This window comes from Pannonibacter phragmitetus (assembly GCF_050510895.1).
Taxonomy (GTDB): domain Bacteria; phylum Pseudomonadota; class Alphaproteobacteria; order Rhizobiales; family Stappiaceae; genus Pannonibacter; species Pannonibacter phragmitetus_B.
In genome coordinates this window covers 1,241,768-1,257,504 of sequence record NZ_JBNINT010000001.1, presented here as the reverse complement: position 1 = coordinate 1,257,504, position 15,737 = coordinate 1,241,768, and the positions used below count along the sequence as shown (strand labels likewise).

Genomic DNA, 15,737 nt, shown 5'->3' with positions numbered 1-15,737 from the left:
ACCGGCCTGCATCCTAGCCAAGGCTGCCGCCGGACGCCACCGGGAACCGCAGACCCGCCATGCCCCCTTTTCAACCGGGTGAAAAGCCCTCTAGGATACCCGAGGTGGGGGAAACGGGCCTGTTCCAGACAGCAGCCCAATCTTGAAAGCGGAACAACATGAAAATCTGGGGCCGGATCAATTCCACCAATGTCCGCAAAGTCTTGTGGTGTGCGGAAGAACTCGGGATCACCTATGACAGGGTCGATGCCGGCGGGGCCTTTGGGCTCAACACGGAACCGGCTTATCTGGCGATGAACCCCAACGGACTGGTTCCATGTCTGGAGGATGACGGGCTGGTGCTGTGGGAGTCGAATGCCATCGTGCGCTATCTGGCCCGCACTCATGGCAGGACGCCTTTTGTCCCCGCGATCGGAACGCGTGAAGGCGAGATGGCCTTTGCAGCAGCCGACAAGTGGCTGGACTGGACATCAACCACACTGGCCGCCCCTTCCGGGGCGGCTTCATCAATCTCGTGCGCCGCAAGCCAGAGGAACGGGTTCAGGCGGAAATTGACCAGAGCCTTGCCACTTGCGCTGAATTGCTGAAAGTCCCGGACGCAGCCCTTGCGAAAGCGCCGTATCTGTCTGGTGACAATCTCGGATTTGGCGACATGGCGCTCGGCTGCATCGCCTACGCCTGGTTCACCATGCCGTTTGACCGCCCGGATCTGCCTCATCTCGACGCTTGGTACCAGCGCCTCACCGCACGCCCAGCATACCAAAAGGCGGTCATGACCCCGCTGACATAACAGGAAAGGCCTCAGCTTGCGCAATCTCATCACGGATGTTCCGGGCCTCAGCGTTGGATCGGCAGAGGACTGGACGCTCAAGTCGGGCGTGACGGTGCTGCTGCCGGACGAACCGGCGGTGGCCTCTGTTGCCATTCATGGCGGCGCACCGGGCACCCGTGATACCGCGCTGCTGGAGCCTGAGCAGACAGTAGAGAAGGTCGATGCGCTGGTGCTCTCCGGTGGATCGGCCTTCGGGCTTGATGCGGGCGCCGGTGTGCAGGCAGGACTTGCCGCCATGGGCCGGGGCTTTCAGGTCGGCCCGGTGCGCGTTCCCATCGTCCCCGGCGCCATTCTGTTTGACCTGATGAATGGCGGAGACAAGAACTGGGGAGACTACGCCCCGTACCGGGAGCTCGGCCGTGCCGCACTTGAGGCAGCGAGCCTGGACTTTGCGCTCGGCAGCCATGGCGCTGGATGCGGCGCCACAACGGCCAACCTCAAGGGCGGCCTTGGTTCCGCCTCCCTGCGCCTGTCTTGCGGCGCCACCGTCGGGGCGCTGGTTGCTGTCAACGCGCTTGGCCGTGCCACCATGGGCGATGGTCCGCATTTCTGGGCTGCGCCCTTCGAGCAAGGCGATGAATTCGGCGGCCTCGGCCTGCCCCTCCCCTCCCAGCGGACACAGCCGTGCCGCGCACCAAGCATGATGCCCTGCGCGCTGGCACCAATACCACGATTGCCATCGTCGCCACTGACGCCATCCTGACCAAGGCAGAGGCAAAGCGCCTTGCGGTGATGGCGCATGATGGCCTCGCCCGCGCGCTCTGGCCGGCGCATACGCCGATGGATGGCGATCTTGTCTTTGCACTCTCGACCGGCCGTCACAGGCTGCAAGACCCAATGGCAGGCATGATCGATCTGGGAGCTGCAGCCGCCTCCACCCTCGCCCGCGCCATCGCCCGCGGAATCTACCATGCCACCCCGGCAAAGGGTGACACGTTGCCCACTTGGCAGGAGCGTTACGGCAAGGGAAAATGACACCCGCGAGACTGGCCGGGATCAGGCAACCTCCAGCCCGCATATGGCGCCGGAGGTTTCATCAGCTGGTGCCGGGCGGTGCCAGAGATACCCCTGACCAAAGCGGCAGTTCATGGATGCGAGCTTGCGGGCTACGTCCTCGGTCTCGATGCCTTCCGCCGTCGTTTCCAGACCAAGACCATGGGCCATAGCCAGAATGGTCCGAACCAGAATTTCCTGCTGCGGATCACTGCAGATGCCGCTCATGAAGGAGCGGTCGATCTTGAGGGCCGTAATCGGGAAGCGGTGCAAATAGCTGAGTGCTGAATAGCCCGTGCCGAAATCATCGATGGCAATGCCGATGCCCATGGCCGCTATCTGCTCCAGCGTCTCCTGCACACCGCCGCCCTCGCCCAGCAGCAGGCTCTCGGTGATCTCAAGTTCCAGCCATTCCGGTTGGCAGCCAGTGCCCGCAAGGCAGTCACGCAAGCGGATCAGAAAGTCGCCATTCATCAGCTGACGCGGCGATACGTTGACCGCGATGACCAGCACCCGCTCAGACGCATGATTGACCTTGACCGCAAACTTGCAAGCTTCATGCAGCATCATATTGCCGATGGCGATGATCTGGCCAGTCTCCTCGGCCACCGGTATGAACTCGGCAGGGCTGATACTGCCAAGGCGCGGATGAACCCACCGGCACAGCGCCTCTGCTCCGGCAGGATGGCCAGTGGCCATATCCATCTTCAGCTGGAAGGCGGCCTTGAACTCACCCCGCTTGAGCCCGCCATTCATCATCGTCTCAAGCTTGAACCGCTTCTCTATGGTTTCGCCCATCTGCGTCCTGTAAGCGCGCACGCAATTGCCGCCGGCCTGTTTCGCATCGTAAAGGGCAAGATCGGCAAAGCGGAACAGCGCCGATGCACTGGCACTGTCGCCAGGGCCTGCTGCCACACCTGCGCTGACAGACACCTGAAGCACCGCATCCTCGACCATGAAGGGATGGCGCATGGCCTCAACCAGCTGATTTGCCTGAGCCATTGCAGCATCAACATCCGGCAGGTCGGGCAGAACCACGAAGAACTCGTCGCCCGCGAGCCGCCCGACAAAGGCGCATGCCCCAAATGCCTCCTCAATGCGCCGCGCGGTCTGGATGAGAACCGCATCTCCCGCCGCATGCCCCATGGTGTCGTTGATCGCCTTGAACCGGTCAAGATCAACCACGATCAGCGCACAATGGGTGCCATCCGCCGCTGCCCGGTCCAGCTCGCACTGCAACCGGTCCTGAAAGGAGGCACGGTTGGCAAGGCCGGTCAAACTGTCGGAGAAGGCCAGCTCCTGCAGCTTTCCGTGCAGCGCGTGGCGCTCCCGCTCGTAGGATACGAAGGTGCGCATCGCCGCCGCCATCTGGCCGATCTCATCGGCGCGTCCGGTATCCTCGACGGTCACATGCGGGTCACCATCCGCCAGCTGCTTCATGTTGGCCGTCAATCGCAGAACCGGTCCGGTGATACTGCCGACGATGGCATTGACCCAGAGCAGCAGGAGCCCCCGGCCGCCCCGAAGATCAAGGCGAAGCGCGTCAGGTGGTTCCAGAAGGAGGTGTTCACGTCATCCAGGTAGACCGCAGAGGAAATTACCCATCCCCACGGGGCAAAATGCTCCGACCAGGCGACCTTGGGCCTGCCGCGGGTCGTAACCCCATCAAGTGTCCTTGCGCCCTTGTAATAGGTAACGCCGCCCCCGTTCAGGCCGTTACGGATCATTTCCTGGGTTTGGCGGGAGCCCCAGGCATTGGTGCCTTCCTCGGCCACTGTATTGCTGACCACCCGGTTTCCAGCCAAATCAAAGACGAAGACGCGCGCACCGTCATTGAAGATCATCGCCCGGATGGCATCGCGTGCCTTTTCCTTGGCAGCAGCTTCGCTCAACGTCCCATTCTGCGCCAGGCGGTAGCTTTCCTCCGCAATGGAGCGGGCCGATTCGACGAGCGCGCGCACCTTTTCCACGTGGCCGCGCTCCAATTCGCCCCGCAGGATGGCCAGATTGGTGGTCACAACGAGAACGATGAAGGCAGCCATGATCCAGACAGGCAAAAGAACCTTGTTCCTGACACTCCACTGTCCGAGGTTCATTTATCAACCCTACGAAATTCTTTGGAGGCACACTGAATCAAAGGAATTAAACTCGAATTAATACAGAAAAAACTAAGTATGGATCCTACAAAGCAATATCAACTCCGAAGATCCATAAGAACCAAACGCAAGGTCACCCAAAAGACATAAATCAGAAGCTGCGAGTGCAAATACGCCGCTAATCTACAGAATCCCTTACAGCCTTCTGAACGCCATCCTGTTTCAAACTCAGAAGCCAGCGGTCCAGGCGCCGGTGCGCCTTCCAGGAAGCCCGGACGCAGCGTCGCATTTGTTGAATCCGCAAGAGACTGCGTTCGATCGTATCGACATGTTCACCAGCCAGGCTTGCGCGGGACAGGAGAGAAGCTTTCGTCAACTGGTAAAGTGTCTCGGTTTCAGTCATCGCATCTTCAAGCACTTCAGGCGGGACCACGCTCTCCCGGGAAGGTTGCCCTGCGGTCAGCGCTTTCAGGGCAGACTGGCGCATGCGTTCCACGTCCTGACGGTTCTCCCCTTCCGGCTCATATGCGGCAGCGGAGAGGGCCGCAGCCGAGAATTGCGCAACTTCTTCCAGATGCTGCACCCCGCGGATGACATCGGGAATAGCCTCGGACACAGCCTGCGGCAGCGCGTCCTTGTTCATGTGTTCGATGAAGCTGCGGATGGCCCGGCCGAGCGAAAGACTGCCGCTCAGGCGCGCTTCAAGCTCGCCAGTGGCCACACGCGGTTCAGCCAGACAGTCGCATGCAAAGACATGCGTGATGCCCGACAGCCGCTCTGTCTCCAGCAGCAGGCCGCGCAAGGCCAGCTGGGGCACCAGGAGCAACGTCGGGTCCAGAAACTCCGGACGGCCAATTTTCTCCTGTGCGTTGACGAACCGCAGCTCCAGCCAGTTCACCAGTTTGCCGGTCAGGGGCCAGATCAGGACTAGGCCCATGCAATTGAACAGGGTGTGAAAGACAGCCAGCATCAAGGCCACATCGGCAGGGCCTGAATCATTTCCTGATACTTCTGCTGCAAGCCATTGAGAAAATTGCAATAGCGGAGACAGAAGCGCAAGCGCAGCGCAAGCTGTCAGGCCATTGAAAGCAATGTGAGCGGCAGCCACCCGGCGCGCAGGCGGCGTTGCCGACAGAGCGGCAAATCCGGCAGTGGATGTGGTGCCGATGTTGGTGCCGATGACCGCAGCTGCACCAAGAAACAACGGCAATCCAGACCCCGCACTTGATGTGAGCACAAGCGCCATGGCCGCGCTGGAGGACTGGGTGACAAGCGTGAGGCCAATGCCCACGGCCACGAAAACCGGAATTCCGAGCAGCGGCGACTGGGCAAGACTGGAGAGAGCAGCAGGCACGGTTACGTCACCAAAAGCCTGCTGCAGGAAACCGATGCCGAGGAAAAAAGCACCGAACCCGGCCACCGCCTGCCCCAGCCCCGACAGCCTGCCACGAGAGCCCGCCGCAACACGGATGATCATCCCTGCCCCCAGCAGTGGCAGGGCAAGGCTGACGATATCCAGCTTGAAGCCGAGCGTTGCGACCAGCCAGCCGGTCATCGTGGTGCCGATGTTGGTGCCGAAGATGACCCAGACCGACTGGGCCAGCGACAGAAGACCGGCGTTGACGAAGCCGATGGTGGCCACAGTAACCGCACTTGAGGACTGCACAACCGCCGTGACGGCGATGCCAGCAAGAACGCCGCGCCAGGGCGCCCCGGTGGCGCTGCGCAATAGCCCTTCAAGCGCCTTTCCGGCCGCCAGCTTCAGACCGTCGGTCATCATCCACATACCGGCGAGAAACAAGCCGGTTCCGCCAAGCAGCAGCGCGATCATGACCGGCGTCCGGCCGCAGGGAAAGACGTTTGACTACGAATGATGGCAACCCTCATGGTTCTACAATGGCACGACATTGCCATATCCGGAAAGGAAGCGCACGTGCAGCCGCAAAGACACCTATTTCGCTGCATGACAGGTGTAAGGACCACGCTGCCAGGACCGGTGGAACTCAGGATGGTTTTTGAGGATCACTGACCGGCTTGCGGCTTTGTCCAGCATCGGCAGCGTCATCACCGAACAGAATGGATGCGATGATGGAACCATCCATACGCCCGACAGTGCAAAGGCTCACCGGCTCCGTGTCCTGCCCCGAACACAGACGGATGCTCAAGGTTTCTCCTTGCTCGATGTTGCCCGTGAACAGCACCGTATGCGGCCGCTCAAGGCGCAAAGCCGCAGCCTCTGCCCCCTCCCACTGCCAGAAGGCCCGGCCGGTCACTGCCAGAAACTCGGCGAAATAGAAGAGCCCTGCACCGTTGAACTCCTCCAGGGGGCATGGCTGAAACAGGGTCTCATTCCGGCAGTGCAGTGCGGCAGCGTCGAGTGTCCGCAACAAACCGACTGCACCGGCAAGGCGGCTGGACCTGACAGGGCCGCTGACATGCGCGTTGCGGATCAGAGACCGCCGCACCGAGCGGTTTGTCCCGGAGGAGCGCGCAACGAATGCCGACTGCAGAACCACGGCTCCTGCAGCCACACCGTCCACATACAGAGTGAAGAGGCTTTCACATCTGGCATGAGAGACCGGATAGAGGCTTGCTTCGATCGACAGGACCGAGTTGGCCCTTGCCTGCGAAAACCGGACATTGCAGCTCAGGGCCGAAATAGCCGCATAGGCCTCCTGCCCGTCCGGCGTCCGGAAATCAGCATTGTCCATACCAAGATGACGCCCAAGCATCAGCCAGTGGCGATGCGCCAGCTCCTTCAAAAGCCATGTGCGCGAAAGACCGAAGGGCGTGAGATGCGGCATGCCCAGGAGGATCTCCGGACACAGCCCCCTGTCCAGCAATGAAGGTTGGGACAGGCCGGAAGCAATGCTGCTCCCGGCCATTCCGCCAGCCATGCTATCAGCCTCACCTGGCAGCGCAGCCCGGACCGTCTGCAAGGAAAAGACTGTCAAAGACCCCGGCCTCCAGCCTGTGCAGCACGTGGCGCAGCTTCGTGAAGCCCCTCGTCATCAGGAACCTCGTGAGCTGGCCTGCCACGTAATCGGCATCCTGCGCGATGCTGAGGAAACGGCCTGATCCCCAAGTCCAAAGCCAGGGCAATCCAAGCACGTAAACCCCGGGCACTCCGGTGACACCGCGCCGCTGGACCGGATAGCCGGTCCCGTCAAAGATGGGGACTGCGGCATAGGACCAGTCCGGCGTAAAGCCCGTGGCCCAGATGATGCTGGTAATGCCTGCAGCATCCAGATCAAGCTCCGTCACCTCCTGATCCGGTTCCCACAACGGAACATAGACACTGGCTGGCGGGGCGGTGATGTTGTTGCGGGCAATGTGCTGATCGATCAGAGCGTTGATGCCATTATAGACCCTGTCTGCCTCGTCGAGGTTCTGGCGCAGGTTCTGCCGGAACTGCATCTTTGCCCCTTTCGCCGTTTCGAAGCGGCCATAGAGCTTCATGCCTTCCAGGGCAAATTTCCGCAGATCGATATCGCGCCCGCCGTCCCGGCCGGTCAGATAGTGGTTCGTGTCATGCTTCTTCTTCGTCATCCCATCATGTTCGACGCTAATCTCGTATTGTCCGATGTCTGTCAGCCAATCGACCACATCGCGTCCCCGGTAGAACCGGGCACAACGGGGCGCATTGCCCGTCACCAAATGCACCTGACGGCCGGCCAGATGCAGGTCTTCTGCGATCTGGCAACCCGACTGGCCTGAGCCAACCACCATCACACCGCCTTCAGGCAGACTCTCCGGATTGCGGTAATCAGCCGTATGAATCTGAAGGATGTGATCCGGCAGGCGTTCCGCCGCGCGCGGGATGAAGCGGTCAGCATAGAGGCTGGTCGCGAGGATCACCGCGTCGGCGGTGACCACACCCTTGCTCGTCTCGATGCGGAAGCCGGAAGGTGTCTGCTCGACGAGAGATACGCCGGTATGCTCGAAGATCGGGGCATTCACCTTGGCCTTGAAGCGTTCCAGATAGTCGAGGATCTCTTCCTTGACCATGAAGCCTCCCGGATTTGGCCCGTCGTAGGGATGGTCCGGCAGCAGGCACTGATAGTTGGGGGTCACCAGACAGAAGGCATCCCAGCGCTCGTCCTGCCACTTGTGGGCAGCCGTTTTACGCTCAAAGACGGCATGATCGACACCGGCGCGGGACAGGTAATAACTGGCGGACAGGCCAGCCTGCCCGCCTCCGACGATCACGGCATTGTAGTGGCTTTGCAGGGATGGGTTGCTCATGACTGGACCTCTCAAAAAATGAAATGCTTGACCGCAACATGTGCGGCCGGGACGTTGAAGAGAGCGGCTCGTTGTTCGATACGGGCGATCTGCCCCAGCGCCAGCGAGCAGGGAAACCCGTAGCGGAGCCTGACCCTGTCGCTGGCAAGGGTCAGCGCCTCACGGCTGCGGGACAGAAACTCACTGAGCGGATAGGTCTGCCCCTCCTCGAAGAAATCGCGGATGACGAGAGAGGGCGAATAACACTCCTCCTTAGAACCATCCGGCCAAACGACGACGAAGCGCATTTCAGGCATTTGCGGGCTCCCTGTCTTTGAGTGATGCCAGATAGACCGGCACATGGGCGGCAGCAGCCCTGTGCCAGTCATGTGCAGCGGCAACGGTGAAGCCAGCAGCGGTACAATGCGCGGCCACTTCCGGGCGAAGGGCGGTGAGCATGGCCCCGGCAATGGAGGACGGGTTGGACGGATCGCACCAGAGTGCGGCCACTTCCGGCACGTATTCTGTGAAAGGCGAAATGGAAGACAGGACCACGGGGAGCCCGCTGGCCATTGCTTCCAGGACGGTAAGGCCGAAGCCCTCTTTGACCGAGGCAAAAACCAGAGCATCTGCAATCCGGTAAAGCTGCGGCATGTCCTCGTCTGCAACGGCGCCGATCATGTGGACTGAACCTGAAAGCTCCGGTCGGGCTGCCAGTGCCGCTTTGAAGGCAGATTGATAATCATGATGGTCGAGCAGGGAAACGCCGCCGGCAATTACCAGCCGGGCCGATGGCAGAACGGCCCGCGCTTCGGCAAAGGCCAGAAGGATGTTGAGCGTGTTCTTGCGCGCTTCCACGCCACCGATAGCAAGAAAGACCGGTCCGCCCCCGGACAGCCCGAGCCTGGCAGCAAGCTCGACACCCTCATCAGCCGCCTTCCCCGGTCTGAACCGCTGGCAATCGACACCATTGCCGGTGCAGGTGGCACGGAGCCCCCGGCGGTCCAGATCGTCCGTCCAATGCTGGCTGACGGTAAAAAGCGCATCTGCCGCCTCGATGGACCGGGACTGCAGCGACATCAGCCTTGGATCGGCGAAGTCGTCAAGATGATGCACAGTGCGCAGAAACCCGGCTATCTGGCCGCAGGCGGTCATATCTGCCAGAGCATTGCCGGAAATTCCGTCATGGGCATGAAACAGGTCAAAGCCGCCCGTGCCGCGCTGCCGGAAGAAGGCGGTATAGTCGCGGATGCGCTGTTGCACCATATCCGTCATCCCCGCAGGTGCCTGCGGCACCGCAAAGGCCTCTGCGCGAACTTTCGACTGGCGGAAGAAGCCTTTTCCAGAAGCATCGGGGGCAAACAGCGTGACATGATGCCCAAGAGCAGCAAGAGCCTCAGACACATGCATGGCATGAACCACACCGCCGCGCGGGTTGGTTGAATGAGTGAGCATGGCAATGCGCAGGCTGCGGCTCATAGGGCGGCCTCCTCTTGCCTGAACTGCATCAACGGTTCTGCGGCATAATCGCGGATGACTGCCGAGCCAGCTGCCGCATGAATGCTGACGTCCGCGCCATGCCTGACCTCACCGATCGCCGCCGCCACCAGGCCGCGCTCGCCAAACAGGCCGAGTACGTCCGTCACATGCTGGCCGGGAACGGAGAGCAGAAAACCAAAACTCGGGAATGTGGCGAGCCAGCGCTCGAGCGTAACGCCTGGAGGAACCGGAATGGCATCAAGGTCAAGGCTGATGCCAACGCCGGAACATTCCGCCAGCATGATGGCCGTGCCGACGATACCGCCCTGGCTGATATCCTTGGCAGCCCTCGACCAGCCTGCCTCGGCGATCTGCGGTAACAGTTCAAGATCGGCCCGCAACCGCTGACCTGGGGCAAGGGTTGCAGCCTCCCAGTTGTTGAAAGGTTCCCGGTAGCGGCCACGATGGTCCACAACGGCCACCAGATGCTCTCCCGGCCTTGCATCAAAACTGGTGAGCAGACTGCTGGCGCGGCCGAGGACGGCTGCCGCGAGCTGCCCGCGGTCTGCCATCAGATTGGTATGCCCGCCAACAACCGGCACGCCATAGACCTCCGACGCAGCCTTCATGCCCGCCAGAACCTGACTGGCACCGGCCTCATTCGAAGCCCAGAGTGCATCCACCACAGCAACCGGCCGGCCACCCATGGCAGCAATGTCAGACAGGTTCACCATGATGCTGCACCAGCCCGCAAACCAGGGGTCTCCGGCGACGAACTCGTTCATGAAGCCTTCGATGGCAAAAAGCAGATAGCCGCCGGCATCGGCGAGTGCTGCACAGTCATCGCCAACAGCCACGGGACCGCCAGCAAGATTCAACTGCTGCGCCGCAACGGCGATGTCCCGTTTGGCGGCAATTCCGCGGCTGGAATGCAAGGACTTGACGATCTGGCTGAACTCGTCTGGCGTCAGTTGGGCCTTCATCCTCACGCTGCCTTTCTCGGCAGAGCCGTAAAGCCGGACTGAGGCGTGTAGCAGGGCGGATAATGCGCGAGGTCCGCCTGCATGCGCAGGTGAACCTTGCCGTGAAGCTCCACCTCCTCCAGCACCTTCCAGCGCATCCGGCGGAAAAGCAGCCCGTTCTGCTCCTGCACATGGGCAAGAAACGTATGCGCGCCCATGGCATGGGCGGAGGAGACGGCGAGCCGGATCAGGGCAGCTCCCAGCGCGCCAACCTTGCGGTAATCCGGATGGACCGCTAGCCGGGACCCCCACCACACGCCAGGCCGCTCCTCATGGATACGCACTGTCCCTGCAACGGCATCAGCCACCACGCCCAGCATCGCCAGTGCAACGATGGGAATTGCGGTTTCATCAATCGCATCACGATCACTGCCGCGAAAGATCCGCTGCTCTTCGCAGAACACAGCCTGACGCAATGCTTGGGCCTGTTCCCGCTCCCACGAGCAAGTGGCGAACTTCACCTGATATTCAGCGGCCCTGAAGGCCTGAACCGGCTCGATTATCATGCGGTCAGCCTCCGTTCATAAGTCGACAGCGCCGAACAGGCCCCGCATTTGCCGCAACCAGCCTTGATGTCCACTGACTTCAGCCCGCTCGTCACCAGCATGTCCGCCAGGGGCTGGAGAATTGAATGCATGAACGCTGCAGATGGCGCCGGGTGGCTTTCGAGCGGGGTACCCGAGATCGGCACGAAGGGGACAACGAAGGGATAGACACCCAGCGCAGTCAGTTTCCCGCAAATGTCCAGAATGGACTCCACGCTGTCGCCGAGGCCGGCGAGGATGTAGGTCGAGACCTGCCCACGCCCGAACACCTTCACGGCCGCCTCGAAAGATCTCATGTATTTGGAGACCGGGACCTGCGCCTTGCCCGGCATGATGCGGGCCCGCACCTCGGGTGTGACCGCCTCCAGATGCATGCCGAGCGTATCGATGCCGGCCTCGCGCATGCGCTCGAACCAGACATCATCCTCAGGTGGCTCGCACTGGCACTGCAGCGGCAGATTGACAGCCGCCTTGATGGCTCTTGCACTTTCAGCCAGAACCGCAGCGCCCCGGTCACTTCCCTTCGGCGTGCCCGTCGTCATCACCATATGCTTGACACCGTCCAGCTCGACGGCGGCTTTGGCGACTTCCGCCAGTTGCTGCGGTGTCTTGTGGGCAATGGTCCGCCCGGCGGCCAAAGACTGACCGATGGAACAGAACTGGCAGGTCTTCGTGCGGCTCTGATAACGGATGCAGGTCTGCAGCACGGTGGTTGCCAGAACGTCACGGCCATGCAGAACGGCGATCTTGGAATAGGGTATGCCATCCGCCGTGCTCAGCTCATAAAAGCGTGGCCGCAGCGGAAAGCTGACATCCGCCAGAACTTCGCCGTCACGGCTGATGCGGCTGCGGCCCTGTTCATCCGGCTTTTCCACCATGTAGGGGCTTTCAAAAGCACCCGCCGTGTGCACCGGCACCATCACCGTCATGCCATCAATCGTCATGGCCTTGTGGTCGGAAGGACCGGCTCCACCCCGGCGGCTTTCGTGCCCGGCCTTCGGGTCAACCAGCCTCACTCCGCAGGACTGCAATTCGTTGATCAGGGTTTCTGTCGCTTGCGGGCGTTGCAGCATGTCCATCGTTGGTGCTCCCTGTATCGGCGGCTGCCGGTTCGGTGGAAATTCGGGAAAAGGCGGGTTGGGTGACCGTCAGAGGGGCTGACGGGCGGTTGTCGAGCGAGAGCGACAGCAGTTCGGGCCGCGCGTAATGGCCAATCGAATCCATCATCCGTTTGCGTTTGAGGATGAGGCTCATGTCGAGGTCGGCGATGACCAGCCCCTCGCCCTCGGTCAACGGAGTGGCAAGATGCTTGCCCTCCGGCGAGATGATTGCGGTCATGCAGCCACCGCGAAGCGCCTTCTGCAGCTGCTCATCAGGGGTAATCGAGCGGACTTGCTCATCCGTCAGCCAGCCAGTGGCATTGACAACGAAACAACCGCTTTCCAGCGCGTGGTGGCGGATTGTCACTTCCATCTGGTCGGCGAAGATCGGCCCCACCATGGAGCCCGGGAACTGGGCTACATGGATTTCCTCATGCTGGGCCATCAGGGCGTAACGGGCGAGCGGGTTGTAATGCTCCCAGCAGGCAAGCGCACCGACACGGCCCGCCGCAGTGTCAACCACCGTCAGACCAGCCCCGTCGCCCTGCCCCCAGATCATCCTTTCATGAAAGGTCGGAGTGATCTTGCGGCGTTTCAGAACAAGGCTGCCATCCGCATCAAAGATCAGCTGCGCATTGTAGAGCGAGCCATGGTCACGCTCATTGACACCCAGCACCACAACCATGCCGGCCTCACGGGCGGCGGCCGCAACGGCCTCGGTCGCACCGGAGGGAACCGTGACGGCCTCCTCATAGAGGCGCAGATGCTCCTGACCCGATAGGACGGGCGGCAGAACGAAAGAGAAATAAGGATACCAGGGGACGAATGTTTCTGGAAAAACAATCAGCTCGACGCCTTTCCCAGCGGCCTCGCGGATCGTCTCCAGCACCCGGGAGAGTGTCTTTTCGCGTGAGGTCAGATCGGGCGCTATCTGGGCGGCAGCCACCTTGACTGATTTCTTGGCCACAGCGAACTCCTTGGCTTCTTGGTTGGATTTGCGGCGGAATGCGGAGCCTTTCAGCGGGCTGCCGGCCGGCCGCAGACCGGGGTGCAGGCTGGCCCGCACCCCGCAACAGGCTCAGAGCGTCCAGGTGTCGAGGATGAATGCACCGTCACGGCGATGGATGAGGATCAGGTCCAGCACATCCAGCGGATTGATCGGCTTGATGCCCGGGATCAGCGAAGGCTCCCCGTGGCCATAAAGCGCCTGAAGGGCAAAGCGGCACGCATAGACCTTGCCACCCTCCTCCATGAAACCATTGATCTGATTATTGAAATTGAGATGACCGGGGAAAGCTTCATCACCCAGCTTGGGGAAACCGCGCTGCACACCAAGCGTGACGCCGGGCCCATACAGCAGAACGGAGGTCTCGAACCCCTTGCGCTTCAGACGCTTGGCCTGGAGAAGGTTGACGAGGCCGATCGACCCCTCAAAGGCCACCGTGTGGAAGGTGATCAGGGCTTTCTCACCCTCCTTCGCTTGAACGTCCTCAAAGACCTTCTCTTCATAGTCGACAAAAAAATCACCGGCTTCGTGGGCGGGTTTGGTAACTGCAGGCATCCAAGGCTCCTGTGACTGAATATCTGCCCTCCTCTTCGGGGCAGCAGTCATTTTGCAAGCTGCATGCCAAATTGAATCAGCTCATAAAGCATTCATTTTCACATCATATGCATTCAATTATGCATACAATTTTCTGCAGATCGTAACCCGAAGCCCAGAATACAAACATTTCCCTGCTCGCCATTCCGGCAGAATGGCGTTTTTTTGATCCATTCAATATGCAGTCTTTCGCACTTCTACCGCCGCAGCCGGACTCTTTGCAGCTTTTGGGGTAGAAACCGATGCCAGCTATCGCAGCTAATTGTTGACTCCGCACCTGCGGCAACTTGCGTCATCCAAGAAGCCCCGAAACAGGAGTGACAGGAATTGATTGCATGAATATACAGTCATTCCGCAAATTGAAGGGATCACCATGAAGGAATGGACGCCGGATCTGCGGCGCAGCAGCAGCCCGCGCTACATGGCAATTGCAGACCTGATCGAAATGGACCTGCGCAGCGGCATCCTCGTGGTGGGGGACCGGCTGCCCGCACAGCGGGAGCTGGCAAAACGGCTTGGCGTGGATTTCACCACCGTGGCCCGTGGCTACGTGGAAGCCAAGAAGCGCGGCCTGATCGGCACCCATGTGGGACGCGGCACCTTTGTGACGGGCGGTCAAGACCGGGAACGCCGAGGATTTGCCCTGGACGCGGCACCGGACGCCAGGCGGCTGTCTGCGGCCGACTATTCGATGAACATGCCGCCCGACCCGGATGATCCAGAACTGGTCGAGCGCATGCGTGAAGGGCTTTGCGCCGTCGCGTCATCCATGGTGCCGCTGCTGCGCTATCAGAGCTTTGGCGGCTCGGAGATTGACAAGGACGCTGCAGCCGCCTGGCTGGGACGGCGGGCTCTGGTGCCTTCGCAGGAGCGCATCTTCGTAACCCCCGGCGCCCATCCCGCCCTGCTGACCATCCTGACCCTGCTGGCCAAACCCGGTCAGGTTATCCTGTCGGAGAATATCACCTACCCTGGCATCCGCTCGATCGCAGCCCAGCTGCGGCTGAGCATATGCGGCCTGCCGATGGATGAGCACGGCATCCTGCCGGACGCTCTGGCCCATGCCTGCGCCACCCGCTCGCCCAAGGCCCTCTATCTGAACCCTACGCTGCACAATCCGACAACGCTGACCATTCCCGTACAGCGCCGGGAGGAAATCTGCGCGGTTGCCCGCAAGTTCCGTCTTCCCATTATTGAAGACGATGCCTATGGCTTCATTCCACTGCATGCGCCGCCGCCACTGGCCTCGATGGCCCCTGACCTGACATGGCACATCGGGGGATTGGCAAAATGTATCGGCGCAGGCCTGCGCCTTGCCTTCGTCGCCGCCCCAGACACCAAATCAGCCTGGCCCTTTGCCGCTGCCATGCGCGCCAACTCGGTCATGGCCTCACCGCTGAACATGGCGCTGGCGACCCGCTGGATCGAGGACGGCACAGCAGACATGATCCTGCGCTTCATCCGCAGCGAAACCAGTGCGCGTCAGAGAATTGTCGCAGAGCATCTGCCGCCCGGCAGCTACAGCGCCGATCCGATCAGCTTCAACATCTGGCTGCCGCTGACCGAAGGATGGACCCGGTCCGGTTTTGCCGCCCATATGCGCAATTCCGGTCTCGGCATTGTCGCAAGTGATGCCTTCACCGTGGACAGCCAGGCCAGCGAAACTGTGCGTGTGTGCATCTGTGGCCCCATCACCCGTGAAAAACTACGCCACAGCGTCGAGTTCATGGCCCATGCACTGGAGGGCACGCCTGAAATGGCCGGTTCCTTCTTCTAGAATCTGGCAGGAGAACCGGAGACAGGGAAAACCAGCATGTGTCAGGTTCGGAGCGAACCTGACACATGC

Annotated in this window: 14 protein-coding genes and 2 pseudogenes; 4 read left to right on the top strand and 12 right to left on the bottom strand. The window is 61.2% G+C overall.

Translation table 11 applies throughout. The features are described 5' to 3' along the window. Positions 1–158 precede the first annotated feature (158 nt). From ACQB61_RS05835 to ACQB61_RS05825, 3 genes and pseudogenes are all read left to right on the top strand, one after another. Positions 159–332 (top strand): annotated as a pseudogene (locus ACQB61_RS05835) (glutathione S-transferase N-terminal domain-containing protein); the annotation flags it as partial. A gap of 122 nt (positions 333–454) precedes the next feature. After that, a complete protein-coding gene (locus tag ACQB61_RS05830; RefSeq protein WP_430511860.1) occupies positions 455–790 on the top strand; it encodes a glutathione binding-like protein in 336 nt (111 codons plus the stop codon). A gap of 16 nt (positions 791–806) precedes the next feature. After that, a pseudogene (locus ACQB61_RS05825) lies at positions 807–1,807 on the top strand (P1 family peptidase). Positions 1,808–1,828: 21 nt separating this feature from the next. On the opposite strand, the gene ACQB61_RS05820 reads toward ACQB61_RS05825, so the two are convergent. The 12 genes from ACQB61_RS05820 to ACQB61_RS05765 all read right to left on the bottom strand — a co-directional run bounded on the left by ACQB61_RS05820 (position 1,829) and on the right by ACQB61_RS05765 (position 13,852). Next, the gene (locus tag ACQB61_RS05820) at positions 1,829–3,265 is read right to left on the bottom strand and encodes a putative bifunctional diguanylate cyclase/phosphodiesterase (protein ID WP_430511859.1); all 1,437 of its coding nucleotides are present in this window, start codon (positions 3,263–3,265) and stop codon (positions 1,829–1,831) included. A gap of 8 nt (positions 3,266–3,273) precedes the next feature. Continuing rightward, positions 3,274–3,921: a cache domain-containing protein gene (locus tag ACQB61_RS05815; protein WP_430511858.1), complete on the bottom strand. Its 648-nt coding sequence runs from the start codon at positions 3,919–3,921 to the stop codon at positions 3,274–3,276. A gap of 178 nt (positions 3,922–4,099) precedes the next feature. Beyond that, positions 4,100–5,752: a Na/Pi cotransporter family protein gene (locus tag ACQB61_RS05810; RefSeq protein WP_430511857.1), complete on the bottom strand. Its 1,653-nt coding sequence runs from the start codon at positions 5,750–5,752 to the stop codon at positions 4,100–4,102. Positions 5,753–5,924: 172 nt separating this feature from the next. After that, on the bottom strand, positions 5,925–6,725 hold the full coding sequence (locus tag ACQB61_RS05805; protein ID WP_430511856.1) for a Pnap_2097 family protein: 801 nt from the start codon (positions 6,723–6,725) through the stop codon (positions 5,925–5,927). A 103-nt stretch (positions 6,726–6,828) separates the two neighbouring features. Then, positions 6,829–8,166 (bottom strand): MSMEG_0569 family flavin-dependent oxidoreductase, encoded by a 1,338-nt coding sequence (locus ACQB61_RS05800; protein WP_430511855.1) that lies wholly within the window; start codon positions 8,164–8,166, stop codon positions 6,829–6,831. Between the two features lie 11 nt (positions 8,167–8,177). Then, positions 8,178–8,462, bottom strand: a complete 285-nt coding sequence (locus tag ACQB61_RS05795; RefSeq protein WP_430511854.1) for an MSMEG_0570 family nitrogen starvation response protein — start codon at positions 8,460–8,462, stop codon at positions 8,178–8,180. Next, positions 8,455–9,624 carry an MSMEG_0565 family glycosyltransferase gene (locus tag ACQB61_RS05790; RefSeq protein ID WP_430511853.1) on the bottom strand — a complete coding sequence of 390 codons (1,170 nt, stop codon included), beginning with the start codon at positions 9,622–9,624 and terminating at the stop codon, positions 8,455–8,457. Before ACQB61_RS05790 ends, ACQB61_RS05795 begins: the two co-directional genes overlap by 8 nt. After that, positions 9,621–10,595 carry a sll0787 family AIR synthase-like protein gene (locus ACQB61_RS05785; RefSeq protein ID WP_430514306.1) on the bottom strand — a complete coding sequence of 325 codons (975 nt, stop codon included), beginning with the start codon at positions 10,593–10,595 and terminating at the stop codon, positions 9,621–9,623. Before ACQB61_RS05785 ends, ACQB61_RS05790 begins: the two co-directional genes overlap by 4 nt. 14 nt (positions 10,596–10,609) lie before the next feature. Then, positions 10,610–11,152, bottom strand: coding sequence for an MSMEG_0567/Sll0786 family nitrogen starvation N-acetyltransferase (locus ACQB61_RS05780; protein ID WP_430511852.1), 543 nt, complete (start codon positions 11,150–11,152; stop codon positions 10,610–10,612). Beyond that, positions 11,149–12,264, bottom strand: coding sequence for an MSMEG_0568 family radical SAM protein (locus tag ACQB61_RS05775; RefSeq protein ID WP_430514305.1), 1,116 nt, complete (start codon positions 12,262–12,264; stop codon positions 11,149–11,151). Before ACQB61_RS05775 ends, ACQB61_RS05780 begins: the two co-directional genes overlap by 4 nt. Beyond that, a complete protein-coding gene (locus ACQB61_RS05770; protein ID WP_430511851.1) occupies positions 12,194–13,258 on the bottom strand; it encodes a Nit6803 family nitrilase in 1,065 nt (354 codons plus the stop codon). The genes ACQB61_RS05775 and ACQB61_RS05770 overlap by 71 nt, the downstream gene beginning before the upstream one ends. A gap of 111 nt (positions 13,259–13,369) precedes the next feature. Then, the gene (locus tag ACQB61_RS05765) at positions 13,370–13,852 is read right to left on the bottom strand and encodes an MSMEG_0572/Sll0783 family nitrogen starvation response protein (RefSeq protein ID WP_430511850.1); all 483 of its coding nucleotides are present in this window, start codon (positions 13,850–13,852) and stop codon (positions 13,370–13,372) included. A gap of 412 nt (positions 13,853–14,264) precedes the next feature. On the opposite strand from ACQB61_RS05765, the gene ACQB61_RS05760 reads away from it, so the two are divergent. After that, positions 14,265–15,668 carry a PLP-dependent aminotransferase family protein gene (locus ACQB61_RS05760; RefSeq protein ID WP_430514304.1) on the top strand — a complete coding sequence of 468 codons (1,404 nt, stop codon included), beginning with the start codon at positions 14,265–14,267 and terminating at the stop codon, positions 15,666–15,668. The last annotated feature ends 69 nt before the right edge of the window (positions 15,669–15,737 follow it).

Bases quoted from the DNA above. Each gene is read 5' to 3' on its own strand.
- ACQB61_RS05815 (WP_430511858.1), bottom strand. From the start codon at position 3,921: ATGAACCTCGGACAGTGGAGTGTCAGGAACAAGGTTCTTTTGCCTGTC.
- ACQB61_RS05800 (WP_430511855.1), bottom strand. From the start codon at position 8,166: ATGAGCAACCCATCCCTGCAAAGCCACTACAATGCCGTGATCGTCGGA.
- ACQB61_RS05810 (WP_430511857.1), bottom strand. From the start codon at position 5,752: ATGATCGCGCTGCTGCTTGGCGGAACCGGCTTGTTTCTCGCCGGTATG.
- ACQB61_RS05795 (WP_430511854.1), bottom strand. From the start codon at position 8,462: ATGCCTGAAATGCGCTTCGTCGTCGTTTGGCCGGATGGTTCTAAGGAG.
- ACQB61_RS05780 (WP_430511852.1), bottom strand. From the start codon at position 11,152: ATGATAATCGAGCCGGTTCAGGCCTTCAGGGCCGCTGAATATCAGGTG.
- ACQB61_RS05805 (WP_430511856.1), bottom strand. From the start codon at position 6,725: ATGCCGCATCTCACGCCCTTCGGTCTTTCGCGCACATGGCTTTTGAAG.
- ACQB61_RS05820 (WP_430511859.1), bottom strand. From the start codon at position 3,265: ATGAAGCAGCTGGCGGATGGTGACCCGCATGTGACCGTCGAGGATACC.
- ACQB61_RS05790 (WP_430511853.1), bottom strand. From the start codon at position 9,624: ATGAGCCGCAGCCTGCGCATTGCCATGCTCACTCATTCAACCAACCCG.
- ACQB61_RS05775 (WP_430514305.1), bottom strand. From the start codon at position 12,264: ATGCTGCAACGCCCGCAAGCGACAGAAACCCTGATCAACGAATTGCAG.
- ACQB61_RS05765 (WP_430511850.1), bottom strand. From the start codon at position 13,852: ATGCCTGCAGTTACCAAACCCGCCCACGAAGCCGGTGATTTTTTTGTC.
- ACQB61_RS05760 (WP_430514304.1), top strand. From the start codon at position 14,265: ATGAAGGAATGGACGCCGGATCTGCGGCGCAGCAGCAGCCCGCGCTAC.